The 22,269-nt window shown below is 69.1% G+C and carries 22 protein-coding genes; 12 read left to right on the forward strand and 10 right to left on the reverse strand.

The window, feature by feature from the left end; translation table 11 throughout:
- Positions 1–184: 184 nt before the first annotated feature.
- Genes modC through modA form a run of 3 tightly spaced genes read right to left on the reverse strand, consistent with a single transcriptional unit; the run spans position 185 to position 2,851 of the window.
- On the reverse strand, positions 185–1,306 hold the full coding sequence (gene modC, locus NUW50_RS00970) for a molybdenum ABC transporter ATP-binding protein (RefSeq protein ID WP_258287182.1): 1,122 nt from the start codon (positions 1,304–1,306) through the stop codon (positions 185–187).
- Positions 1,303–1,998 (reverse strand): molybdate ABC transporter permease subunit, encoded by a 696-nt coding sequence (gene modB / locus NUW50_RS00975; RefSeq protein ID WP_258287183.1) that lies wholly within the window; start codon positions 1,996–1,998, stop codon positions 1,303–1,305. Before modB ends, modC begins: the two co-directional genes overlap by 4 nt.
- A gap of 4 nt (positions 1,999–2,002) precedes the next feature.
- Positions 2,003–2,851 (reverse strand): molybdate ABC transporter substrate-binding protein, encoded by an 849-nt coding sequence (modA, locus tag NUW50_RS00980; protein ID WP_258287184.1) that lies wholly within the window; start codon positions 2,849–2,851, stop codon positions 2,003–2,005.
- Between the two features lie 178 nt (positions 2,852–3,029).
- Between modA and NUW50_RS00985 the strand changes: the two genes are divergently transcribed.
- The 8 genes from NUW50_RS00985 to NUW50_RS01020 all read left to right on the forward strand — a co-directional run bounded on the left by NUW50_RS00985 (position 3,030) and on the right by NUW50_RS01020 (position 11,993).
- A complete protein-coding gene (locus NUW50_RS00985; protein WP_258287185.1) occupies positions 3,030–3,935 on the forward strand; it encodes a nucleoside hydrolase in 906 nt (301 codons plus the stop codon).
- 127 nt (positions 3,936–4,062) lie between these two features.
- Positions 4,063–5,238, forward strand: a complete 1,176-nt coding sequence (locus tag NUW50_RS00990; RefSeq protein ID WP_258287186.1) for an MGH1-like glycoside hydrolase domain-containing protein — start codon at positions 4,063–4,065, stop codon at positions 5,236–5,238.
- Between the two features lie 210 nt (positions 5,239–5,448).
- Positions 5,449–7,047 carry an ABC transporter substrate-binding protein gene (locus NUW50_RS00995; protein WP_443135066.1) on the forward strand — a complete coding sequence of 533 codons (1,599 nt, stop codon included), beginning with the start codon at positions 5,449–5,451 and terminating at the stop codon, positions 7,045–7,047.
- 6 nt (positions 7,048–7,053) lie between these two features.
- Positions 7,054–8,115, forward strand: a complete 1,062-nt coding sequence (locus NUW50_RS01000) for an ABC transporter permease (protein ID WP_258287187.1) — start codon at positions 7,054–7,056, stop codon at positions 8,113–8,115.
- A 70-nt stretch (positions 8,116–8,185) separates the two neighbouring features.
- Positions 8,186–9,115, forward strand: coding sequence for a nickel transporter permease (gene nikC / locus NUW50_RS01005; protein WP_258287188.1), 930 nt, complete (start codon positions 8,186–8,188; stop codon positions 9,113–9,115).
- A 202-nt stretch (positions 9,116–9,317) separates the two neighbouring features.
- Positions 9,318–10,139: an ABC transporter ATP-binding protein gene (locus NUW50_RS01010; protein WP_258287189.1), complete on the forward strand. Its 822-nt coding sequence runs from the start codon at positions 9,318–9,320 to the stop codon at positions 10,137–10,139.
- On the forward strand, positions 10,127–10,903 hold the full coding sequence (locus NUW50_RS01015) for an ABC transporter ATP-binding protein (RefSeq protein ID WP_258287190.1): 777 nt from the start codon (positions 10,127–10,129) through the stop codon (positions 10,901–10,903). The genes NUW50_RS01010 and NUW50_RS01015 overlap by 13 nt, the downstream gene beginning before the upstream one ends.
- A 40-nt stretch (positions 10,904–10,943) precedes the next feature.
- On the forward strand, positions 10,944–11,993 hold the full coding sequence (locus NUW50_RS01020) for a dipeptidase (protein ID WP_258287191.1): 1,050 nt from the start codon (positions 10,944–10,946) through the stop codon (positions 11,991–11,993).
- A 146-nt stretch (positions 11,994–12,139) separates the two neighbouring features.
- On the opposite strand, the gene NUW50_RS01025 is transcribed toward NUW50_RS01020, so the two are convergent.
- Together NUW50_RS01025 and NUW50_RS01030 are read right to left on the reverse strand one after the other, a co-directional pair.
- A complete protein-coding gene (locus tag NUW50_RS01025) occupies positions 12,140–12,784 on the reverse strand; it encodes a ThuA domain-containing protein (protein WP_258287192.1) in 645 nt (214 codons plus the stop codon).
- Positions 12,785–12,788: 4 nt separating this feature from the next.
- On the reverse strand, positions 12,789–13,883 hold the full coding sequence (locus NUW50_RS01030) for a Gfo/Idh/MocA family protein (RefSeq protein ID WP_258287193.1): 1,095 nt from the start codon (positions 13,881–13,883) through the stop codon (positions 12,789–12,791).
- 127 nt (positions 13,884–14,010) lie between these two features.
- Here NUW50_RS01030 and NUW50_RS01035 point away from each other — a divergent pair, with 127 nt between their 5' ends.
- Together NUW50_RS01035 and NUW50_RS01040 are read left to right on the forward strand one after the other, a co-directional pair.
- Positions 14,011–14,790, forward strand: coding sequence for a GntR family transcriptional regulator (locus NUW50_RS01035; protein WP_258287194.1), 780 nt, complete (start codon positions 14,011–14,013; stop codon positions 14,788–14,790).
- A 207-nt stretch (positions 14,791–14,997) separates the two neighbouring features.
- Positions 14,998–15,480, forward strand: coding sequence for a CAP domain-containing protein (locus NUW50_RS01040; protein WP_258287195.1), 483 nt, complete (start codon positions 14,998–15,000; stop codon positions 15,478–15,480).
- A 15-nt stretch (positions 15,481–15,495) separates the two neighbouring features.
- Here NUW50_RS01040 and dtd read toward each other — a convergent pair whose 3' ends face one another.
- On the reverse strand, positions 15,496–15,939 hold the full coding sequence (gene dtd / locus NUW50_RS01045) for a D-aminoacyl-tRNA deacylase (RefSeq protein WP_258287196.1): 444 nt from the start codon (positions 15,937–15,939) through the stop codon (positions 15,496–15,498).
- Between the two features lie 2 nt (positions 15,940–15,941).
- The gene (locus NUW50_RS01050; protein ID WP_258287197.1) at positions 15,942–16,862 is read right to left on the reverse strand and encodes a carbohydrate kinase family protein; all 921 of its coding nucleotides are present in this window, start codon (positions 16,860–16,862) and stop codon (positions 15,942–15,944) included.
- Between the two features lie 314 nt (positions 16,863–17,176).
- Here NUW50_RS01050 and NUW50_RS01055 point away from each other — a divergent pair, with 314 nt between their 5' ends.
- Positions 17,177–17,593, forward strand: coding sequence for an Hsp20/alpha crystallin family protein (locus NUW50_RS01055; protein WP_258287198.1), 417 nt, complete (start codon positions 17,177–17,179; stop codon positions 17,591–17,593).
- Positions 17,594–17,665: 72 nt separating this feature from the next.
- On the opposite strand, the gene NUW50_RS01060 is transcribed toward NUW50_RS01055, so the two are convergent.
- Positions 17,666–18,784: a primosomal protein N' (replication factor Y) - superfamily II helicase gene (locus NUW50_RS01060; RefSeq protein WP_258287199.1), complete on the reverse strand. Its 1,119-nt coding sequence runs from the start codon at positions 18,782–18,784 to the stop codon at positions 17,666–17,668.
- A gap of 179 nt (positions 18,785–18,963) precedes the next feature.
- Positions 18,964–20,106 (reverse strand): SPFH domain-containing protein, encoded by a 1,143-nt coding sequence (locus NUW50_RS01065; protein ID WP_258287200.1) that lies wholly within the window; start codon positions 20,104–20,106, stop codon positions 18,964–18,966.
- Between the two features lie 101 nt (positions 20,107–20,207).
- On the opposite strand from NUW50_RS01065, the gene NUW50_RS01070 reads away from it, so the two are divergent.
- The gene (locus tag NUW50_RS01070) at positions 20,208–21,437 is read left to right on the forward strand and encodes an acyltransferase family protein (protein WP_258287201.1); all 1,230 of its coding nucleotides are present in this window, start codon (positions 20,208–20,210) and stop codon (positions 21,435–21,437) included.
- Here the strand turns inward: NUW50_RS01070 and NUW50_RS01075 are convergent.
- A complete protein-coding gene (locus tag NUW50_RS01075) occupies positions 21,344–22,267 on the reverse strand; it encodes a DUF2927 domain-containing protein (protein ID WP_258287202.1) in 924 nt (307 codons plus the stop codon). The genes NUW50_RS01070 and NUW50_RS01075 overlap by 94 nt on opposite strands.
- Positions 22,268–22,269: the final 2 nt, after the last annotated feature.

The following is a 22,269-nucleotide window of genomic DNA, read 5'->3' on the forward strand; positions in this document are numbered from 1 at the left end:
AGCCCGGAACAAGGCGCGTAGCGCCGCCGGGCAGCGCCCGACCGCCCGCAGGGGCGGGCGCTGTGTCACCGTTGGCAGCCCGCCCGATCGCAGGAGAGGCGGCCCGATAAAGCGCGCCGCGGCGGCGTCCGGAGCACCCGCCCGCGGCCGGGCGCCGCCCTGGGTCGGCGCCGTGGCAACGGGCTCACCCGCTGCCGACATCGCCTTTCGCCACCGCCACCGACTTGATCACCGCATGGCAGGCGACCCCCGGCTCCAGCCCGAGCGCCGCGACCGAGCGGCGGGTGAGCCGGGCCAGGATCGCCTCCTCGCCGAGCCGCAGTTGCACCAGCGCCCCCGGACCCTCGCCGAGCCGAACCTGGCTGACCGTGGCGGGCAGCACGTTCAGGGCCGACAGGCCCTCGGGGCGGGCCCGGCTCAGGATCACGTCCTGCGCCTCGATCCTCACCCGCAGCCGCTGCCCGGGGTCCGCCGCCACCCGGGGCAGCCAGAGCGTCCCGGCCGCGGTGCTCAGCCGGGTCAGCCCGTCGTCGTCGTGCCGATCCACGGTGGCGTGCAGGATCGCGCCGGCATCGCGCCGCCCCAGCCCCTGCGCCGCGTCCGGGTCCGACAGGACCTCGGCCACCGGTCCGGCCCGCGTGACCCGGCCCCGGTCCAGAAGCACCACCGTGGTGGCCAGCCGCGCCAGCTCGGCGGCGGAATGGGTGACATAGAGGATCGGCACCTCGGCCGCGTCGCGCAGCCGCTCGATCCAGGGCAGGATCTCGGCCTTGCGGGCCGCGTCCAGCGCCGCCAGCGGTTCGTCCATCAGCAGCAGCCGCGGCCGCGACAGCAGCGCCCGGCCCAGGGCCACCCTACTGCGCTCGCCTCCCGACAGCGCCGCCGGGCGGCGGTCGAGCAGGGCGCCGATGCCCAGCATCTCGGTCACCCGGTCGAAATCGTCCTGCGGCGCCGGGCCGGGGGCGAAGCGGGCGCCATAGCGCAGATTGGCGGCGACGCTGAGATGCGGGAACAGCCGCGCATCCTGAAAGACATAACCGATCCGGCGCCGGTGCGGCGGCAGGCAGAGCCGCGCCGCGCTGTCCAGCAGAACCGCGCCGCCGACCGCGATCCGCCCCTGCTCGGGCCGCAGCAGCCCGGCCACCGCGTTGACCACCGAGGTCTTGCCGGCGCCCGAGGGGCCGAACAGCGCCGTCACCCCGGCGGGGGCCTCGAATGCGACGTCCAGGGTCAGGCCGGGAAAGCCGTGCCGCAGCCGCAGCGACAGGGCAGGGGCCGCCGCGTCGGCCGGGCCGGGGGCAGTCATGTTCCCGAGATCCGGCGTGCCACCCGGCGCGAGACCAGCTCGGTCAGCGCCAGCGCGGCCATCGCCAGGACCACCGAGATCAGCACCATGCGCCAGACGCTGGCCTCGTTGCCCGGCACCTGCAGGGCGGCGTTGATCGCGGTCGGCAGGGTCATCGTCTCGCCCGGGATCGCCGAGACGAAGGTGATCGTGGCGCCGAACTCGCCCATCGCCTTGGCAAAGGCCAGCACCGCCCCGGCCAGCACCCCGGGCAGGATCAGCGGCAGGGTGACGGTGGCAAAGACCCAGGGACGCGAGGCGCCGAGCGTCGCGGCAGCCTGCTCCAGCCCCGGGTCCACCGCCTCGATCGCCAGCCGCATGGCCCGGACCATCAGCGGAAAGGCCATCACCGCCGCCGCCAGCGCCGCGCCGGTCCAGCGAAAGGCCAGCACGATGCCGATCTCGTCCAGCGCCGCGCCCAGCGGCGCCCGGCGCCCGAAGGTGGCCAGCAGCAGATAGCCGGTGACCACCGGCGGCAGGATCAGCGGCAGATGCACCAGCCCGTTCAGGATCGAACGGCCCCAGAACCGGCCCCGCGCCAGCGCCATCGCCGCCACAAGACCCAGCGGCAGCGAGACCAGCGTCGCCCAGAACGCCACTTTCAGCGACAGCCCCAGGGCCTGCCATTCCTCGGGCGAGAGCCAGCCTGCCATGCCCCTAGTCCGGCACGGCAAAGCCCTGCGCCCTCAGCTCTTCGCGGGCCGGGCCGGACAGCAGATAGTCGAGGAAATCCGCGGCGGCGGGATCGCCGCCATCGACCAGCGCCACCGGATAGCGGATCGGGTCGTGGCTCGACTCGGGGAAGGTTGCCAGCACCCGCACCCGCGGCTCGGCGGCGGCGTCGGTCGCATAGACCACGCCCATTGCCGCCTCGCCGCTGGCCACCAGGGCCAGCGCGGCGCGCACGTTGTCGGCCTGGGCGACATGCGGCGCGGCGATCTCCCAGAGACCCAGGGAGCTCAGCGCCTGCTTGCCATAGACCCCGGCCGGCACCGCATCGACCAGCGCCATCGCCAGCTTGCCGTCGCCCAGCCGGCCGGCCAGATCGTAACCGGGCCCGACCTCGGGCGGCGGCCGCCCGGCCTCGGGCGCCGGGGCCTGTGCCGGGACAATCAGCACCAGCGCGTTGCCGGCCAGGTCGTGGCGGCTGGCGCGGTCGATCAGGCCCGCCTCGTCGAGGTAGTCCATCCAGTCGATCGAGGCCGAGAGGAACATGTCGGCCGGCGCTCCGGCCTCGATCTGCTTGGCCAGCTGTGACGAGCCGGCATAGGTCAGCCGCAGCCCGGCCCCGCCCTGTGCCTGCCAGTCTCCGGCAATGGCATCCAGCGCGTTCTTCAGGCTGGCAGCGGCAAAGACGGTGATCTGGTCGGCGGCTCCGGCAGCCGGCGGCGCCAGGCCCAGCGGCAGGCAGAGCGCCAGCCGCCGCAACAGCCGACCAGGGCCGGCGCGGCGCGGCGTCGGGCGTGGCGCGGAGAACCCGAAAAGGCGGGAGAGGTCAAATCGCATGGCGTCAGGATTGCCTGCCCCGGCCCGGCGATGCAAGCCGCCGTGTGCCGTGACAGGATGTCGCCGACCGGGCCGGTCCCCCCGGGCCTCGCGCCGCATCTGAGCCAGACCCTTGTCCTGCCCACGCCGCGCCATGCAGAGTGCCGGCGACGGGGGGCGCCGGACGCCGGGAGGAAACATGCGAAAGCTGTTGATCGACACCGATCCGGGCATCGACGACGCGATTGCGCTGCTCTTTGCCCTGAACGCCGCCGGGCTGGACGTCTCGGCGATCACCACGGTGGCGGGGAACATCGGGCTGGAGACGACGACCCGCAACGCGCTGCGGGTGCTGGCGGTCGGCGGGCAGGAGGTGCCGGTGATCCCCGGCGCCGCCGCGCCGCTGCACCGGCCCGGGATTCGGGAACTGGCGGTGCATGGTGCCGACGGGCTTGGCGGCGTGGCCCTGCCCGAACCTCTGGCAGTCCCGCAGCATGGCGACGCGGTCGGCTATCTGGCTGATCTGCTGATGCAGCACGGGCCGGATACCCATGATCTGCTCGCCCTCGGGCCGCTGACCAATCTGGCCGGGTTGATCCGCGAGGTGCCCGGCGCGGCGCGGAGGCTTGGGCAGGTGATCGCCATGGGCGGCGCGCTCGAGGAGGCCGGAAATGTCGGGCCGCATTCCGAGTTCAACTTCGCCAACGACCCCGAAGCGGTCGAGATCGTGCTGACCGCCGGGCTGGACCTGACGCTGATCCCGCTGGACGTGACCCGCAAGCTGCGCGCCGATGCGGCCTTCATGGACCGGCTGACCCGGGCCGGGACGCCGCAGGCGCTGGCGGTGCGCGACCTGATCGGCGCCTATTTCGTCCCTTCCGCCGCAGGTGCCGCACCCCCGACCAGCCGCCCGCTGCACGATCTCTGCGTGCCGGTCCTGGCGCTGGTGCCGGATTTCTTCGATGTGGTCCCGGCGCAGTTCGGCGTCGATTGTTCGCAGGGGCCGGATGCCGGGGCGCTGGTACCGGGCATCCACAAGGTCAAGACCGCCGTCGGGAACCGCGCCGGGGCGGTGCTGGATCTGGTGGTCGAGGAAATGTGCTGAACCGGCCCCGGGCCGGGTCCGGCTTGATATCCTGCCCGGATGCCTGTCTGCTGCTCCGGGGGCGCGGGACCGGGGGAACGGTGACGCGGGACGGCCTGGCCATGAAGCAACGCAACGGGGCCCGAGGATGACCACCGATCTGGCGGCCGCCGCCGCGGACCAGCTGCACGCCGGTGATCGCGGCACCTATTGCGAAATCGGGCCCGACCGGGCGTCGGTTCAGGGGCTCTGGTCCTCCTGCCTCTGCGCGCTCGGCCTGGCCCGGACCGACGAATCCCGTGCCTGGACCGAGATCGAGACCCTCTTCGCCCATCAATGGCCCGACGGGATGGTGCCGCATCTGGTCTTTCACGGCGGCCCGGAGCGGATGGGCGCCGAGGCCGGGCTCTGGGACAGCGGCCGGGCGGTTCCGACCAGCGGTCTCAGCCAGTCGCCGCTGGCGGGTCTCGTCCTGCGCCACCTGTTCGAGACCGCGACCGACCGCGCTGCGGCCGAGGCCCGGTTGCGGGCGCTGCTGCCCCGGGTCTCGGCCTGGCATCGCTGGTTCCAGCGCGCCCGCGACCCCAGGGGGGAGGGTCTGGTGGCGATCCTGCATCCCTGTGAATCGGCGCGTCCCTGGTCGCAGGACTGGGCCGTGGCGCTGGACCGGCTGCCGCAGGCGCCGCCACCGCCTCTGCATCTTGTTTCCCCGGCACGACCGCCGCCCGACCCGCGCCGGCTTGCCCTGATCGCGCAGTACCGGGATCTGCATTGGGACACCGACCTGTTGCATGACGCGGCACCGTTCCGGCTGGTCGATCCCGGCACCAACGCGGTGCTGATCCGCTCGGCGATGGACCTTGCCGACCTGGCCGAGCGGCTGGGCGAACCGGGGATCGCCGCCGAGAACCGGGCGCTTGCCCTGCGTGGGCTGAATGCGCTGGAACGGCTCTGGTCCGAGGATCAGGGCGGCTATCTGGTCTGGGACCGGGTCAGGGGCGCAAGGCAGGACCCGGTTTCGATCGGCGGCCTGCTGCCCGTGCTCTGCGCGATCCCGGCCCCCAGGATTCGCCGGATCGCCGCGACGCTGGCCGGGCAGGGGGCGCGGGGCGGTGGCGAAACCGCCGGCCTGGCCGAGACCTGGCTGCTGGCCGGGTCGCTGGCCCGCGCCGGCGAGACCGCCCTGGCCGCAGACCTCGCCCGGGCCGCGCTCGCGGCCATCCGGCCGGGCGTCCCCGGCCCGGCCGACGCCGCCCCGCCCCGCTGGCCAAGCGCCGCAGCGGCGGCCATGGTGCTGGAACTCCTCGCGCTCGGGCAGGGCTGACGCGCGATCCGCCCCGGCGATTCTCCCGCCGCCCGGCATTCGCCGGCGGCGGCTTTCCGGTGATCCGGGACCGGATGCCGCAGGGTCGCGAACCGGAACCGGCGCCGCAGCCCTTGACACCGGATTTTACCAAGCGGTTAATCGCGGCACGTTCGCCGCGACCCCGAAGAAGGGCCGCGGCTCAGGGAATCCAACAGTCGGAGAAATCTCATGCATTACAGTCGCAACCTGCTGGCGGCCACCGCGATGGCGCTGTCGCTGTTCGCCAGCCCCCAGGTCCAGGCGGAAACCCCCGCCGACACTCTGGTGATGGCCTGGAACATCGACGACATCATCTCGCTCGACCCGGCCGAAATCTTCGAATTCTCGGCCGCCGAAATCGCCGGCAACAGCTATGAACGGCTGGTGACCTATTCCAACGACGACGTGTCCAACGTCTACGGCGGTGCCGCCGAAAGCTGGACCGTCTCGGACGACGGGTTGACGCTGACCTTCAAGATGAAGGAAGGCAAGACCTTCGCCAGCGGCAACCCGATGACCGCCGAGGACGCCGTCTACAGCCTGGTCCGCGCGATCAAGCTCGACAAGTCGCCGGCCTTCATCCTCGGCCAGTTCGGCCTGACCCCGGACAATGTCGAAGAGAAGATCAAGCTGATCGACCCGATGACCTTCTCGATGACGATGGACAAGGCCTATGCGCCGTCCTTCGTGCTCTACTGCCTGACCGCCACGGTCAGTTCGGTCGTCGATTCGAAACTGGTCAAGGAGCACGAGGTCGATGGCGACTGGGGCTATGACTGGCTCAAGACCAACTATGCCGGCTCCGGCCCCTTCGTGATCCGCGAGTGGCGGCCCTCGGAAGCGGTGATTCTCGAACGCAACGACAACTGGACCGGCGGCGACACCCCGGCGATGAGCCGGGTCATCTATCGCCATATCGCCGAAAGCGCGGCGCAGCGCCTGGCCCTGGAAGCCGGCGATGTCGACGTGGCGCGGAACCTGACCCCGGAAGAGCTGGAAGCGCTGAAGTCGAACCCCGACATCAAGCTGCAGCAGGGCGCCAAGGGGGCGATCTGGTATCTGGGCATGAACCAGAAGAACGAATACCTCTCCAGGCCCCAAGTCCGCGAGGCGATGAAATACCTCGTCGACTACCACACGATCGCCGACACGATCATGAAGGGCAAGGTCACCGTCCATCAGAACTTCCTGCCGGAAGGCTTCCTCGGCGCGATCCCGGACGAGCCCTACAGCTTCGACCCGGCCAAGGCCAAGGAACTGCTGGCCGAGGCGGGCCTGCCCGACGGCTTCTCGGTGACCATGGACGTGCGCTCCTCGGGCGATACCCCGGCGATTGCCGAGGCGATCCAGGCCAACATGGCGCAGGCCGGCGTGAACATTGAACTGATCCCCGGCGACGGCGGCCAGGTGCTGACCAAGTATCGCGGCCGGGCGCATGACATCTACATCGGCCAGTGGGGCCCCGACTATCAGGACCCGAACACCAACGCCGATACCTTCGCCGCCAATGACGACAACTCGGACGACGCGGCGGCCAAGCCGCTGGCCTGGCGCAACGCCTGGCAGGACGAGGGCATGACCAAGATCACCCGCGACGCGGTGCTCGAAGGCGATGCGGCGGTGCGGGCCAAGATGTACGAGGATCTGCAACGCGAATGGGTCAAGACCTCGCCCTTCGTGGTGATGTTCCAGCAGATCGAGGTGCAGGCGCTCCGGAAGAACGTCGAGGGGCTGCAGATCGGCCCGTCCTTCGACACCAACTTCTTCTACACCGTCACCAAGGACTGAGGCCCGATGGCCGATGCTGATCTGGGGGAAGGGCGCCGGCGCGCCCTTCCCGAATGGGTTCCCGCGCTGGCGCGGATTCTGGGGACCGTCGCGGTCACCATGCTCGGGCTGATGCTGATCACCTTCTTCATCGGCCGCGTGGTGCCGGTGGACCCGGTGATCCTGGTCATCGGCGACCGGGCGCCGAAATCGGTCTATGACCGCACCTTCATCGAACTCGGGCTCGACAAGCCGATCTGGCAGCAGTTCCTGATCTATCTCGGCCAGGTCTTCCAGGGCGATCTCGGCGACAGCTTCCTGACCAAGCGGCCGATCATCTCGGATATCGCCCGGGTGTTCCCGGCGACGCTGGAACTGGCCACGGTCGGCATCCTGATCGGCACCCTGTTCGGCGTGCCGCTGGGCGTCTTCGCGGCGGTCCGCCAGGGCAAGCTGGCCGACCAGGTGGTCCGCGTGGTCGGGCTGATCGGCTATTCGGCGCCGATCTTCTGGCTCGGCCTGCTGGGGCTTCTGCTGTTCTATGCCAGGCTGCACTGGATCGGCGGGCCGGGGCGGGTCGATATCTCCTTCGAATATTCCTTCACCAACCGCACCGGGCTGATGCTGCTCGACACCGCGATGCAGGGCGAATGGGCGGCCTTCCGCAATGTCGTCGGCCATATCGCGCTGCCCGGCGCGCTGCTCGGCTACCTCTCGATGGCCTATATCAGCCGGATGAGCCGGTCCTTCATGCTCAACGAACTGGGCCAGGAATACATCACCACCGCCCGGGTCAAGGGCGTGCCGGAACGGCGGATCATCTGGGTCCATGCGCTGCGCAATGCCGCGGTGCCGCTGGTGACGGTGATCGCGCTCTCCTATGCCGGGCTGCTGGAAGGCGCGGTGCTGACCGAGACGGTCTTCTCATGGCCGGGGCTGGGGCAGTATCTCACCAACAGCCTGCAGAAGGCCGACATGAACGCGGTGCTGGGCTGCACCCTGGTGATCGGCACGATCTACATCGGGCTGAACCTGCTGTCGGACCTGCTCTACACCCTGCTCGATCCGCGCGTGAGGCGCCGCACATGAGCCGCCTTTCCGACGACCCGGCCGCCCGCCTGGGCGTGCAGACCGAAACCCCGCGCAGCAGGAGGGTGCGATGACAGCGCTTCCCACCCCGACAGGCGGCAGCCGGCGCGAATGGCTGCTGACCGACCGGCCGCAGTCGCGGCGCCAGGCCCGGCTCGGCCAGGCCTACCGCACATGGCTGGCCTTCCGCGGCAACTGGCTGGCGATGCTGGGCCTCGGCATCGTGCTGGCGCTGATCTTCCTGGCGATCTTCGCCGATGTCATCGCGCCCTATCATCCGACCATCGGCGGCGACCTCAGGACCGAGCGGCTGCTGCCGCCCTCCTGGGAGCACTGGATGGGCACCGACGGCCAGGCCCGCGACATCCTCAGCCGGATCATCTACGGTGCCCGGCTGACCCTGCTGGTCGTCACCCTCGTCGCCCTCATCGCCACCCCGATCGGGCTGCTGGTCGGCACCGTGGCGGGCTATTTCGGCGGCTGGGTGGACACGATCCTGATGCGGATCACCGACATCTTCCTGGCCTTCCCGCGGCTGATCCTGGCGCTGGCCTTCGTCGCCGCGCTCGGCCCCGGGATCGAGAACGCGATCATCGCCATCGCGATCACCTCCTGGCCGCCCTATGCGCGGCTGGCGCGGGCCGAGACGCTGACGATCCGCGACCAGGACTATATCGCCGCGACCCGGCTCCAGGGCGCCGGCTCGGCCCGGATCATCTGGAAACATGTGGTGCCGCTCTGCATGTCCTCGGTCATCATCCGGGTGACGCTGGACATGGCCGGGATCATCCTCACCGCCGCCGGGCTCGGCTTTCTCGGCCTCGGCGCCCAGCCGCCGCAGCCGGAATGGGGCGCGATGATCGCCGACGGGCGCCGCTTCATCATCGACCAGTGGTGGGTGGCCACCATGCCGGGCCTGGCGATCTTCACCGTCTCGCTGGCCTTCAACCTGCTCGGCGACGGGCTGCGCGACGTGCTCGACCCGAAGGCGCGGAAATGAACCCGGCAAGCCCCTCCTCGCGACCACATCTTTGGGTCGGAAATACTCCCGGGGGGTCCGGGGGGCCGGCAGCCCCCCGGACCCGGTCCCGCATCCCGGGCGCCGGGCTTCCGGAACAGGAAATCGTTAACCATACTCGGTGTCCCCACGGAAAACTGATGAATATCAACAATTTGACCCCCCGTCCCCATGGGGACGCCCGATGAGCCTGCTCTCGGTCGAGAATCTGCGGGTCACTTTCCCGACCCGGCAGGGCCCCTCGGAAGTGGTCCGCGGCGTCACCTTCGAGCTGGGCCGCGAGCGGCTCGGCATCGTCGGCGAGAGCGGTTCGGGCAAGTCGCAGACCGGCCGCGCCATCCTCGGCCTGACTCCGCCGCCCGGCAAGGCCACCGCCGACCGGCTCGAATTCGACGGCATCGACCTGCGCAACGCCTCGGCCCGGACCTGGCGCAGCCTGCGCGGCAGCCGGATGTCGATGGTGATGCAGGACCCGAAATACTCGCTGAACCCGGTGATGACGATCGGCCGGCAGCTGATCGAGGCGCTGCGCTACTCGGGCGGCGGCGCCGCGAAGGCCGAGGCGATGGCGATGCTCGAAGCGGTGCAGATCCGCGATCCCGAACGGGTCTTCCGCGCCTATCCGCACGAACTGTCCGGCGGCATGGGCCAGCGCGCGATGATCGCGATGATGCTGGTCACCAAGCCGGATCTGCTGATCGCCGACGAACCGACCTCGGCGCTGGACGTGACGGTGCAGGTCGAGGTGCTGCGGATTCTCGACGGGCTGGTGCGCGACCGCGGCATGGGGCTGATCTTCATCAGCCATGACCTGCGCCTGGTCTCCAGCTTCTGCGACCGGGTGCTGGTGATGTATGCCGGCCGGGTGGTCGAGGAACTGGATGCCCGCGACCTGTCGAAGGCGCAGCATCCCTATACCCGCGGGCTGATGAACTGCCTGCCGAAGATCGACGACGACCAGCGGCCGCTGCCGGTGCTGGAAAGGGATGCGGCATGGCTGGAGTGAACGACAAGGTGGCCAAGCTCGAGGCGCGCGATCTCGACGTGACCTTCCGCAGCGGACGCGACGTGGTGCGGGCGGTGCGCGGCACCAGCTTCGCGGTGGCCGAGGGCGAAAGCTTCGGCATCGTCGGCGAAAGCGGCTCGGGCAAGTCGACGGTGCTGCGCGCGATCTGCGGCCTCGCCCCGGTATCGGGCGGAACCATCAAGCTGGACGGCCGCGACCTGCCGAATCCCCGCGACGCGGCCTTCTACCGGCAGGTGCAGATGGTGTTCCAGGACCCCTATGCCTCGCTGCATCCGCGGCACACGATCGACGGGGTTCTGTCGGAGCCGCTGGCGATCCACGGGTTCGACAACCGCGAGGAGCGGATCGAGAAGGCGCTGACCGATGTCGGGCTCGGGTCGGATTTCCGGTTCCGCTTTCCGCACCAGCTGTCCGGCGGTCAGCGTCAGCGGGTCGCGATTGCCCGGGCGCTGATCCTGGAACCTTCGGTGCTGCTGCTGGACGAACCGACCTCGGCGCTCGATGCCTCGATCCAGGCCGAGGTGCTGAACCTGCTCGACGGGTTGCGCAGCGCGCGTGGTCTGACCTATGTCATGGTCAGCCACGACCTCGCCGTGGTGGCGCATATGTGCGACCGGCTGGTGGTGATGCAGCACGGGCGCCAGGTCGAGGAACTGACCCGCGCCGCCCTGCAGGCACATCGCGCCGAAACCGACTATACCCGCCAGCTGCTGGCGGCCTCCGAGGGCTACACGCCCGCCTGATCCGGCATTTCCGCCAAACCCATCGACCCCGAGAGACCCCATGATCCAAGTATTCGACGGCCATAACGACTTTCTGCTGCGGCTTCTGCAGGACCCTGCGCATCGCGAGGAGATCTGGCTGAAGGGCAACGGGGAAGGGCATCTGGACCTGCCGAGGATCAAGGCCGGTGGTTTCGCGGGCGGCTTCTTCGCGATCTACATCTCCTCGCCCACGGCGCATGACGCGCCCGAGTTCGAGGCGATGATGGACAATCCGCCCTATGACGTTCCGCTGCCCGAGCTGATCGGGGTCGAGCAGGCGGCGCCGGTGGCGCTGGCGATGGCCGGGCATCTGCGCTGGCTGGAGCGGACCGGGACGCTCAAGATCTGCACCTCGGTCGCCGAAATCCGGGACTGCATGGCCAGGGGCATCGTCGCCGCGATCATGCATATGGAGGGCGCCGAGGCGATCGGCGAGGACCTCGACGCGCTGCATGTCTGGCACGCGGCGGGGCTGCGCTCGCTGGGGCCGGTCTGGTCGCGGCCGACGATCTTCGGCCACGGGGTGCCGTTCCGCTATCCCTCGACCGGCGACACCGGGCCGGGGCTGACCGCGGCGGGCAAGGCGCTGGTCAGGGAATGCAACAAGCTCGGCATCATGCTGGACCTCAGCCATCTGAACGAGAAGGGCTTTGACGACATCGCCGAACTGTCCGACGCGCCGCTGGTGGCGACCCATTCCAACGCCCATGCGGTGACGCCTTCGGCCCGCAACCTGACCGATCGGCAGCTGGACGTGATCGCCGCCTCGAACGGGCTGGTGGGGCTGAACTATGCCACCGGCTTCCTCAGCGAGGACGGCAGGCAGAAGCCCTTTGCCGGCTGGGAGCCCTATCTGCGCCATCTCGATCACCTGCTGGAGCGGCTGGGCGAGGACCGGGTCGGGCTGGGATCGGATTTCGACGGCGCCACGTTGTCGAGCGACATGAAGGACGTGACCGGTCTGCCGAAGCTGCTGGCGGCGCTGTCCGAGCATGGCTATTCCGACGCGCTGATCGAGAAGATCGCCCACAAGAACTGGCTGGCGCTGCTGGAACGGACCTGGAAGTAGGCGACCGGCGGCCGGGCTCGGGGCCCCGCCGGAGCCCTCGCCCGCCCGCGTCGGCCCCGAGGGCCTCCGGGGGGCGCTGCCCCCCGCGCGCGCGGGCGCGCTCCCCCCCGGGATATTTCCCAGGTGAAGCAGCCGGAAGAGGGGCGTCAGCGGGCGGCCCAGAGCATCCCGCGGCGCAGGATCGTGGCCATCTCGGGCACCTCGAATTCGGTGGCCCGGTGGCCGAGGGCGGAATAGAAGACCCGCCCCTTGCCGTGCCGGCGTTTCCAGACCACCGGCATCACCACCCCGTCGATCCAGTCGGCATGTTCGCCGTTGAACCGGGTCACGGCCAGCACCTCGTTGGAGGGGTCGGTGTGCAGGTAATATTGCTCGGAGTGATAGGGGAAGCTGGCCGGGAGACCGGCCATGATCGGATCGTCGCCGCGGATCACCTCGACGGTGTAGTCGATCACGTTGCCCGGATGCGCGACCCACTGGCCGCCGGTCATGAACTGGTATTCGGGGGCGTCGCGGAAACTGTCTCCCATGCCGCCGTGATAGCCGGCCAGGCCGGTGCCGGATTCGACCGCCGCGACCAGGGCCGCCAGCTCGGCCGTCTCGATCTTCGACATGGTGACGATCGGCACGATCAGGTCGAAGGCCGCCGGATCGGTCTCGGCCAGCACCTGGGTGCCTTCCTCGACCCGGACGACGAAACCCTCGTCGCGCAGCATGGCGGCGACGATACCGGCCCCCGGTTGCGGGTCATGGCCGTCCCATCCGCCCCAGAAGATCAGTGCCTGTTTCATCCTGTCAGTCCTTGCTTGTGGCCGGGCCGGGGCCGAGCGGCGCCGGCCGGTCGATGTCGGTTGTGATCTCGATCATGCGGCCTTCCTCGCCGGCCCGCCCGATGGCCTCCATCACCTCCAGCACATGCAGGGCCAGCGCGCCCGAGGCCCTGTGCGGACGGTCCATGCGGATCGCCTCGGCCATCTCGGCAAGGCCGAGCGAGCGGAGGTTGCCTTCGGCGAAGGGCAGGGTGACCGGCTGCGGCGTCCAGTCGCTGCCGCTGCGCCACAGCTCGGGCCGGCCGCCGAAGCGGTTCGGGTCGGGGACGATCAGCGAGCCGGCGCTGCCCCAGAGCTCGATATGGCTCTGGCGGTGGGCCTGGACGTCGAAGCTCATGGTGATCTGGATCGTGGTGCCGGAGACGAAATGCAGCAGGCCCGCGATATGGGTGGGCACCCGGACCGGGATCACCTCGCCCTGGCGCGGGCCGGAGGCGATGGTGCGGCTGCTGCGCGGGGTGGTGCAGACGCCCGCGACGCTGGCGACGGGACCGAGCAGATTGACCAGGTCGGTCAGGTAATAGGGGCCCATGTCCAGCATCGGGCCGCCACCGATGTCGTAGTAGAAGTCCGGATCGGGGTGCCAGCGTTCGTGGCCCGGGCCGGCCATGACGGCAGTGCCGCCGATCACCTTGCCGATGGCGCCGGAATCGAGCAGGGCGCGGGCGGTCTGATGGCCGCCGCCGAGAAAGGTATCGGGCGCCGCGCCGACCCGCAGCCCGGCGGCCTCTGCGGCCTCCAGCAGCTTGCGGCCTTCGGCGAAACTGATGCCCAGGGGTTTCTCGGAATAGACATGCCTGCCCGCGGCAATCGCCCGCAACCCGACCTCGACATGGGCACGGGGGATGGTGAGGTTGAGGATCACCTCGACCTCGGGATCGGTGAAGATCGCGTCCAGCGGCAGGGCGCGAAGCCCGTGTTCGGCGGCGACCCGATCGGCGGTTTCGGGGTTCAGATCGGCGACGGCGCGGATGTCGAGCAATGGAAAACCCGCCGCTGCCGCCAGATAGGTGCCGGAGATATTGCCGAGGCCGACGATGCCAATTCCCACCGGTTTCATTCCGCGTCGCTCCCTGACTGATCGGGGGAGTTGTCCCCCTGCCGGGGCCGGGATTCAAGGGCCGGTGTCAGGGCGCTGATTTTTTGGGCAAATCGCCCTTTTGTGCCCCGCGGACAGGGGCAGGGGCTTGGCGATCCATGCCGTGATCGCCTATCACGTGACGATGGTATACCGAACCGTGCCGCCCTTGGGGGCGGTCCAGCTCAGTTCGAACAAGTTGCAGGCCGGGCCGGCGGGCGCCCGAGGGCTTGGCTGCGGTGACGCCGGCAGCCGGGCGACGCTTTACGAGACGATCCGCAACGAGATCCTGTCCGGCGGGCTGGCGGCCAACGCCCGGCTGAAGGTCAGCGAGCTGGCCAGACGCTACAACACCTCGACCAACCCGGTGCGCGAGGCCCTGCAGCAGCTTCGGGGGGAGGGGTTCGTGGTGATCGAGCCGAACCGCGGCGCCCGGGTGCGGCAGGTGAACGAGGACTATGCCCGCGGCATTCTCGAGATGCAGATGCTGATCGAGCCCTATCTGGTCAAATGGTTCTGCGGTGTCGTCACCAGGCCCGAGATCGAGCGCTTGACCGCGACCGCCGAGGCGATCGAGGAGCTGGATTTCGCCGACCTGGAGCGGCATTCGCAGCTTGATCTGGAGTTTCATCAGATCATCTATGCGCGGCATTACAACAGTCAGGCCCTGACCCTGTGGCGGCGGCAGCGGGATATCCTGGGGGCGCTGAACCGCGGGCATGAAGTGTCGCTGTCGCGCCGCAAGGCGGTGCTGCACGAGCACCGCGCGTTGATCGCGGCGATTTCGGACCATGACGGGGCGCGCGCCGCCGAGCTGATGACCCGGCATGTCCTGGGGTCGATGGAACAGACCATGACCAATATCCGGAGCAAGCGGGAGCCGGGCTGAACCCCCCGGGGCGCGGCCGGCAGCAACAGGGCCGGTATCTGCCCCGCGGGTCACAGGCCGCAGGCTTGCGGAGGCGACCTTTTGGCGCGTCGGCGCGGGGCCGTGGAAAGCAGCCAGCCGCCGTCCCATGACGTGTATGGGCTGCGGGCATTTCGCGGCGTGGGTGTTTCTGCTAGGCTGCCGGCGAGCAGTAAGAAAGGACTTTCGATGCGTAGAATGACCGCTCTGGTCGCCTTGCTGGCGGCGCTCTGGCTTCCGGGCCTGGCGCAGGCGGCGAGTTGCAAGGTGCCCGGCGACGTGGCCGCCGCGGGCGCCGTGATACTGAAGAATGTCAATGCGGCACGGGCAAAGGCCGGGCTGAGGCCGCTGAAGATGACCTCGTCCCTGGTCAAGGCATCGCAGGGTCATGCCTGCTACATGGCCCGTTCCGGCAACTTCTCGCACAACGGGGCCGGCGGCATATCCCATGCGACGCGCGCCAAGCGGGCCGGGTGCCGCTGGAAGAGCGCCCTGGCCGAGAACATCGCCTATGGCTACAAGGACCCGGTCAAGATCTATCAGATGTGGATGGGGTCGCCGCATCACCGCGCCAATATCCTGAACCGCAAGGTCCGGCTGGCCGGTGTGGCCTATGCCGAGGGCGGGCCGCACGGACCCTATTGGGTGATGATGTATGCCGGCGGCTGCTAGGGTCTTGCTTCCGGGTCAGGCTTCGGTATCCAGCCAGATCGTCACCGGCCCCTGATTGACCAGCGCGACGGACATGTCGGCACCGAAGCGTCCGCGTTCGACCTTCGGGCCGAGTGCAGACAGGGCGTCAGCAAAGGCTTCGTAGAGCTGCCGGCCCTCTTCGGGCGGGGCGGCGCTGGAGAAGCCGGGGCGGTTGCCGCGCGAGGTATCGGCGGCCAGGGTGAACTGGCTGACCACCAGCGCGGCGCCGCCGGTATCGAGCAGAGAGCGGTTCATCCGGCCCTCGGCGTCGCGGAAAATCCGCAGCCTGGCGATCTTGCCGGCCAGCGTCTCGGCCTGGGCGGGGCCGTCGCCCTGCATGGCGCAGACCAGCACCAGAAGGCCCGGCCCGATCTCGCCCAGCACCTCGCCGGCGACGCTGACCCGTGCCTCGGACACTCTCTGGACAAGGGCCCGCATCGTCAGAGTTCCGAAGCCCAGGGCGGGTTGGCCCCGGCGCGGCTGACGGTGACGGCGGCGGCGCGCACGCCCAGTGTCAGCGCCTCGCGCAGGTCGTCGTCGCTCAGCGCGGCAATGGCGGCTTTGCTCAGCTTGCCGGACCGGTGCAGTGCCGCCAGAACGCCGGCATTGAACGTGTCCCCGGCGCCGACGGTATCGACCACGCTGACACGCTGCGAGGCGACATGCACCGAACCGCGCGCCATATGGGCGGTGGCGCCCCTGGCGCCTTCGGTGATCAGCACCAGTTTCGGTCCCTTGGCCAGAAGGCCCTGCGCCAGGGCGGTCAGGTCTCCGGCGCCTTCGAGCCAGTGCAGATCCTCGTCGGAAAGCTTGACGATGTCCGAGAGCGCCAGCATCCGGGCCACGCGGGCGCGGTAGGCGTCCGGGTCGGTGATGAAACCGGGGCGGATGTTGGGGTCGAGCATCGTCACCCGTCGGCCGGCCTCGCGGGTCATCAGTGCCTCATAGCTGGCGCCGGCCGGTTCCTTGGCCAGGTAGATGCCGCCGAAGAACATCGCGGTGGTGCTGTCGGGGATCGCCGGCAGGTCGTCAACGGACAGCATCCGCCCGGCGGTCGCCTCGTCGTAGAAGGCATAGCTGGCCTGGCCGTTCACCAGCCTGACGAAGGCGAGCGTGCAGGGCCGGTCCGAGCGGACGCAGAGCGAGGCATCGACCTTGCTGGCGCCGAGCGCGTCGAGAAGCTGGTCGCCGAACATGTCGCGCGACAGGCCCGAGAGAAAGCCGGACGGGGCGCCGAGACGGCCAAGCGCGACGGCGGTGTTGAAGACCGCGCCGCCGGGATAGGGGGCAAAGCAGGCTTCGCCGTCCCGGCTTTCGCGTGGCAACATGTCGATCAGCGCTTCGCCGCAACTCAAGATCATCGTCACATCCTTCCCGGCCGAACCCGTCGCGCCACCCTAATTCGACGTGTTCGCCGGGTCGAGAGGCCGGCACGCCGCCATCCCTTCGTCTTTACGCAATGTAAGCTGCGTCCGGGCTGGCGGATCAACCGGGGGGGCGACGATGTTCTACTCCATGACGACCTGCGCATTTCCAGGAGCCAAGCGGGATCCGGCCTGGCCGCGCCCGGCGACCGTTGTCGTAACGTCGCATTTCGGCGCGGTTGATCAAGGTCAAGGAAGCGCGTGGCGCGTGGCGCATACTCGCCTCACACGATTCGACAATGGAGTGTGTGATGGTCGAGAAAGCTCATACAACGGGCCTCTGGCCCAGTCTGACCGATCCGCTGCGGGCCTTCGGGCAGCGCCTCGCGGAATGGGTGGCCCCCGCCGCCGAAGCGACCGCCAACGGCGATGTCTACAGGGTCTCGGTGGAACTGCCGGGGGTGTCCGAGGACGATGTCGAGATCACCCTGGACAACGATGTGCTGACCATGAAGGGCGAGAAAACCTCGGAGCGCGAAGAGAAGGGCGATACCTGGTTCTTCACGGAACGCCAGTACGGCGCCTTTCAGCGCAGCTTCCGGATGCCGCCCGATGCCGATCCCGACAAGGTCTCGGCAGAGATGAAGGACGGCGTCCTGACCGTGTCGGTCTGCAAGCGCGATGCGCAGAAGAGCAACGCCAAATCGATAAAGATCACCCGCGGCTAGGAGGCGTCCCTGCTGCGGATGTCGGGCCGGGGTCACCGCAGGGTGGCCCCGGTTTCGGCTGGTCCGTCGGGATCACTGGTTCTGCGTGTAGACATAGGCCGCGATCCCGGCCACGATCAGGCCCAGCACCACCGCGAAGGCGATCTTCCAGGCCGACCAGGGCCGTTCGCCCCTGACCTTGCCGGTGCGGGCGTTGACCACGAAACGGAAGCTCTTGCCGTTGTACTTGTAGGCTGCCATCCAGACCGGCAGCAGGATGTGCTTGAAGGTCACGTCGCTGAGCACCGTGTTCACCGAATGGATGCGCTGTTCGTCGCCGCCGATGTCGCGCCGCACGTCCTGACGGATCACACCATCCATGTAGGCGCGGGCCTCGGCCATGCCCTCGGTCAGTTCGACCGTGTAGCCCTCGGCGCTGAACCCGGCGAGATATTCCGGCCGGTAGTCGCGCAATTCGTCGAGATCCCAGGGATCGAGCGCCTCGGTATAGCGTTTCGGCAGGGCCCGTGAGGCCAGCACCAGCACGTCGTTGAAGAACCGCGCGACATGGCCGCGCCGGGGCGACCAGCGGATGTGGCGCTCGCGCACGGTCTTGGTCTTGCCGTTCCGGACGACGGTGCGGGTGGTGTAATAGGCATCTCCGCGCTGGCCGGAATAGTCGCTTTCGGTCTGCGCATCGAAGGTCCAGTAGGGCACGTAGATGCCGTCCATGGTCCGGCCCTTGCGGGCATATTCCCGAAGCCCGTTCGGCGCGAACCACAGCTTGCCCAGCCATTTGGTCATCGCCTCGCGGGCCTCGGGTTCCGAGAGCCGGAAGGCCAGCAGCCCGCGCGGCTTGATCTGCCGATGCGCCCCGGTGCCGATCACCACCGGCGTCGCGCAATAGGCACATTCGGTGGCATGGCTGGCGCCGTGAAACTCGACCAGCGCACCGCAGTTCGGGCAGCGCGTGACGCGGGTCTCCTCCATCGTCGAGGGGGCCAGCCGGTTGTCCAGCGCTGCATTGTAGTCCAGTTCCCGCGCCGCGCGGTCCCCGCTGCCGTTGCCGGGGATCGGTTCTATCGCGCCGCAATGGTCGCAGATCAGATCGTCCGATCCGGGCTTGTAGCGCAGATCGGCGCCGCAGGTGTGGCAGGGAAAGCGGTGTTCGTCGCCCGCCCCGCCGGCGGCCGGGATATCGGTCAGCGCCATGGCTGCGCTCGCCGGCTGGACCGGGTGCAGGTCGCGGGCCGCGGGCGGCAGGCCGGGCGGGGCCCGGCCCGTCTACCGGGGCGCGGCCCCTTGGGGCCGATCGATTGCGCACGCGATATGAAGCTCATTCCGAAATCAATGCTCTGGCGCCAGGATGTGCTCTTGGTGAAGGTCCGCGCCTAGCCGGCGGGCGGCGGCGGGGGCGGCGGCATCACGGTGAAGAGCTGCGCCAGCTCGTCGATCTCGCCGGCCTTGGTCCAGCCGTCCTGCCCGGGCGCCCAGACCAGGGTCTCGCGGGTGAAGCTGCCTTCGGTAACCATCCGGCCAAGGTGGCCGCGCCCATAGGGGCCGCTGGTCTGGCCGTTGACCGCGAGGTGCCAGACCTTCTCGACCGGCGGCGGGGGAGGCGGCGGCGGGGCCGCGGCGGCAGCATGCGCCGGACCGGCGGGCACGGCGCCCCACGGGCCGGGCTGGCCCATGCCGGCCATCGCGCCGCCCATGGCCATGCCCATGCCGGCACCCATCCCGGTCGCCATCGCGCCGCCGGCGGCACCGCCCGGCTGGCCGACGGCCTCGGCGGCGTTGAACTGCATGTATTTGCCCATGTCGCCGACGATCCCCATCGAGGTGCGCTTGTCCATCACCTTCTCGACTTCCTCGGGAAGCGAGATGTTCTCGACATAGAATTCCGGTATCGAGAGGCCGTAGGCGGCAATCGCGGGCTTGATCGCCTCGGTGACGATCTTGGCGAAATCGGCGGTGTTGGCGGCCATGTCCAGCACCGGAATCCCCGACGACGCTGCAACGCGGCTGAACTCCTGCACGATGATGTTGCGAATCTGGTAGCTGACCTCGTCCGACGTGAACTCGCCATCGGTGCCGACGATTTCCTGCAGGAACCTGCCCGGGTCCGAGACCCGCATCGAATAGGTGCCGAAGGAGCGCAGCCGGACCATGCCGAATTCCGGATCGCGGCAGATGATCGGGTTCTTGGTGCCCCATTTCTGGTCGTTGAAGCGGGTGGTGTTGACGAAATAGATCTCGGACTTGAACGGCGACTGGAAGCCGTGATCCCAGTGCTGCAACGAGGTCATGATCGGCATGTTGTTGGTTTCGAGCATGTAGAGCCCGGGCGTGAACACGTCTGCCAGCTGCCCTTCATGCACGAAGACCGCCGCCTGACCTTCGCGCACCGTCAGCTTGGCGCCGTACTTGATTTCGTGGCCCTGCCGCTCGAACCGCCAGACCATCGTGTCGCGGGTGTCGTCGGTCCAGTGGATGACATCGATGAACTGTCCACTGAGGAAATCGAGAATGCCCATAAACTGCCCCTTTCTTTACGCCACATGGCCCTGTCAGTCCGAGACCATACTCTCATGAGCGATTTGTGCCAGTCCAAGGCGCAGGGAAGGAAGCAGAAACCATGTTCGATCCGCTGATTGCGCCGCTGGCCGTCATGACGGGGCTGGTGCTGGCACTGGTCCTGGCGCGGCGGGTGGCGGCAGCGGGAAAGCTGGCCCTGCCCGACCAGAGCCGCCGGACCGGCCATGTCGATGGTCTGCGCGGGCTGCTGGCCCCGGCGGTGATGGTGCAGCACTTCGCGGTCTGGGTCCGGTTCCGCACAAGGGGCGGGACGATTCTGGACCTGCCGGACGTTCCGGCGGTCGTGGCGGCCGGGCAGGTGGCGGTGGCACTGTTCTTCATGATCTCGGCAGCGCTGTTCTATGACCGGGTGACGCGCGGCATGGGGCTGGCGGCCTGGGTGCGGCTCTACCTGTCGCGGCTGTTCCGGATCATGCCGCTGGTGTTTGCGGTGGTGGCGATCGGACTCGGGATGCTCTGGTGTCTGGGCGGGCGCCCGGTGCCGGGCGACGCGGGCAACCTGTGGCGGATCATCACCTTTCAGGGCACGCCGCCGGTCTTTGGCGGGAACCAGAGTCTGCTGCTGTTCTCGGCGTTCTGGACGCTGAGGGTCGAGTGGATATTCTACCTGGCGCTGCCCTTGGTGGCCCTGGGGGCCGCGGCGATCCCGCGGCCCGGATTGCGGATTGCGGGGCTGACGCTGGCGGCCGGGCTGGCGATGGTGCTGCTCTTCCCGCATCTTGCCTGTTTCCTGCTTGGCTACCTTGCGGTCGAACTGGGCCGCCAGCCGCGTGCAACCCGAGTTCTTCAATTGCCGGCGTTCGGCTGGCTGGCGCTGCTGCTGATCGTGGGGCAGGTTGCCTTTGTCGGTACGATCCAAACCGTGTTCAGCGGTTGGCTTCTGCTGGTGCTGTTCCTGGCGGTGCGGAGCGGCAATCCGGTCTTTGCCTGGCTCGGCCGTCCGGGTTTCCTGACGCTGGGGGAATGGTCCTACAGCATCTACCTGCTGCACAGCCTGGTGCTGTTCGCGCTGTTCGCCATGGCCGCTCCGACATTGGCCGCGCCGTCCTGGTGGCTGTTCCCGCCGGCCCTGATGACGGTCGTGCTGCTTGCCGGGCTGAGCCATCGCTGGATCGAGTTGCCGGGCATCCGGGCCGGGAAACGCCTGGCCGCGGCGCTGTCGCCGGGCGTCGTCGTTCAGGCCGGCCCGCCCATCAGCTCTTCGGCGATGACCTCGACGATCGGGCGGGCCTCGGCCTCGGTCATGCCGACCTTCAGGCGCGGGTCGTAGAGGATCCGCAGGAGCAGTTCGTCCAGCCGGGTCAGCAGGGCGAACTCCTCGTCGTCGTTGAAGATCGAGGGTCGCGCCTTGGGGCTGTCATTGGCCAGGCCAAGCCCCTGCGCCAGTTCCTCGTGCACGCAGGAGAGCCGCAGCAGGTCGGGGTTCTCGGCCCGGATCACCGCCACGGCCTTGCCATAGGCCATCGAGCCGGGCACCTCGCCGTTGACCACAAGACAATAGGTCTGCGGGTCCATGTTGATGATCGCATCGGTCGTGGCGCGGTCGAGCCCGGGGATCAGCCGGGCCAGTTCCGGCCCGTAGGCGCGGCGTTCGCCCTCGGTCAGGATCAGCACGATGAAGTTGCCGCCCGAGGAGACCATCGAGATCGGGTGCCGGGTCAGCCGGGCCAGCCGCGCCGCGAAGGCGCTGATCCGGGCCCGGTCGCGGTCGGCGCTAGCCGGGTCGACGGCGGGGCCGAAGACCACACGCATCTGCACCGGACGTTCCCAGCGGCGCAGGGTGCTGGCCGAGGGTCTTTCGATCAGCCGTCCGCCCTGGTTGGTGTATTCGTCATACATGGCGATGCGCAGGAAGGTCTCGACCAGATCACGGGTCGTGAAGGGCAGGTCGTCGCCCGGATCGGTGCGCATCAGCCCCTGGGCCAGAAAGGCGGCTTGGATGCGGGCGTAATAGGCGGCGGTCTCGGCCGACAGGGCCGAAGGTTCGGGCGTCGCAGGGCGGGCCGGGCGTGCCGGCGGCGCCGGTACCGGCTCGACCGGCATCGGTGCATCGCAGGCCGCCAGGCAGGCCGCCGCCAGGAGAGCCCAGCCGCCCCGCATCG

This window comes from Frigidibacter sp. ROC022, assembly GCF_024723735.1.
Taxonomy (GTDB): domain Bacteria; phylum Pseudomonadota; class Alphaproteobacteria; order Rhodobacterales; family Rhodobacteraceae; genus SLM-1.

Excerpts from the sequence above, each read along its gene's own strand:
- modC (WP_258287182.1), bottom strand. The coding sequence starts at position 1,306 with ATGACTGCCCCCGGCCCGGCCGACGCGGCGGCCCCTGCCCTGTCGCTG.
- modB (WP_258287183.1), bottom strand. The coding sequence starts at position 1,998 with ATGGCAGGCTGGCTCTCGCCCGAGGAATGGCAGGCCCTGGGGCTGTCG.
- modA (WP_258287184.1), bottom strand. The coding sequence starts at position 2,851 with ATGCGATTTGACCTCTCCCGCCTTTTCGGGTTCTCCGCGCCACGCCCG.
- NUW50_RS00985 (WP_258287185.1), top strand. The coding sequence starts at position 3,030 with ATGCGAAAGCTGTTGATCGACACCGATCCGGGCATCGACGACGCGATT.
- NUW50_RS00990 (WP_258287186.1), top strand. The coding sequence starts at position 4,063 with ATGACCACCGATCTGGCGGCCGCCGCCGCGGACCAGCTGCACGCCGGT.
- NUW50_RS00995 (WP_443135066.1), top strand. The coding sequence starts at position 5,449 with ATGCATTACAGTCGCAACCTGCTGGCGGCCACCGCGATGGCGCTGTCG.
- NUW50_RS01000 (WP_258287187.1), top strand. The coding sequence starts at position 7,054 with ATGGCCGATGCTGATCTGGGGGAAGGGCGCCGGCGCGCCCTTCCCGAA.
- nikC (WP_258287188.1), top strand. The coding sequence starts at position 8,186 with ATGACAGCGCTTCCCACCCCGACAGGCGGCAGCCGGCGCGAATGGCTG.
- NUW50_RS01010 (WP_258287189.1), top strand. The coding sequence starts at position 9,318 with ATGAGCCTGCTCTCGGTCGAGAATCTGCGGGTCACTTTCCCGACCCGG.
- NUW50_RS01015 (WP_258287190.1), top strand. The coding sequence starts at position 10,127 with ATGGCTGGAGTGAACGACAAGGTGGCCAAGCTCGAGGCGCGCGATCTC.
- NUW50_RS01020 (WP_258287191.1), top strand. The coding sequence starts at position 10,944 with ATGATCCAAGTATTCGACGGCCATAACGACTTTCTGCTGCGGCTTCTG.
- NUW50_RS01025 (WP_258287192.1), bottom strand. The coding sequence starts at position 12,784 with ATGAAACAGGCACTGATCTTCTGGGGCGGATGGGACGGCCATGACCCG.
- NUW50_RS01030 (WP_258287193.1), bottom strand. The coding sequence starts at position 13,883 with ATGAAACCGGTGGGAATTGGCATCGTCGGCCTCGGCAATATCTCCGGC.
- NUW50_RS01040 (WP_258287195.1), top strand. The coding sequence starts at position 14,998 with ATGCGTAGAATGACCGCTCTGGTCGCCTTGCTGGCGGCGCTCTGGCTT.
- dtd (WP_258287196.1), bottom strand. The coding sequence starts at position 15,939 with ATGCGGGCCCTTGTCCAGAGAGTGTCCGAGGCACGGGTCAGCGTCGCC.
- NUW50_RS01050 (WP_258287197.1), bottom strand. The coding sequence starts at position 16,862 with ATGATCTTGAGTTGCGGCGAAGCGCTGATCGACATGTTGCCACGCGAA.
- NUW50_RS01055 (WP_258287198.1), top strand. The coding sequence starts at position 17,177 with ATGGTCGAGAAAGCTCATACAACGGGCCTCTGGCCCAGTCTGACCGAT.
- NUW50_RS01060 (WP_258287199.1), bottom strand. The coding sequence starts at position 18,784 with ATGGCGCTGACCGATATCCCGGCCGCCGGCGGGGCGGGCGACGAACAC.
- NUW50_RS01065 (WP_258287200.1), bottom strand. The coding sequence starts at position 20,106 with ATGGGCATTCTCGATTTCCTCAGTGGACAGTTCATCGATGTCATCCAC.
- NUW50_RS01070 (WP_258287201.1), top strand. The coding sequence starts at position 20,208 with ATGTTCGATCCGCTGATTGCGCCGCTGGCCGTCATGACGGGGCTGGTG.
- NUW50_RS01075 (WP_258287202.1), bottom strand. The coding sequence starts at position 22,267 with ATGCGGGGCGGCTGGGCTCTCCTGGCGGCGGCCTGCCTGGCGGCCTGC.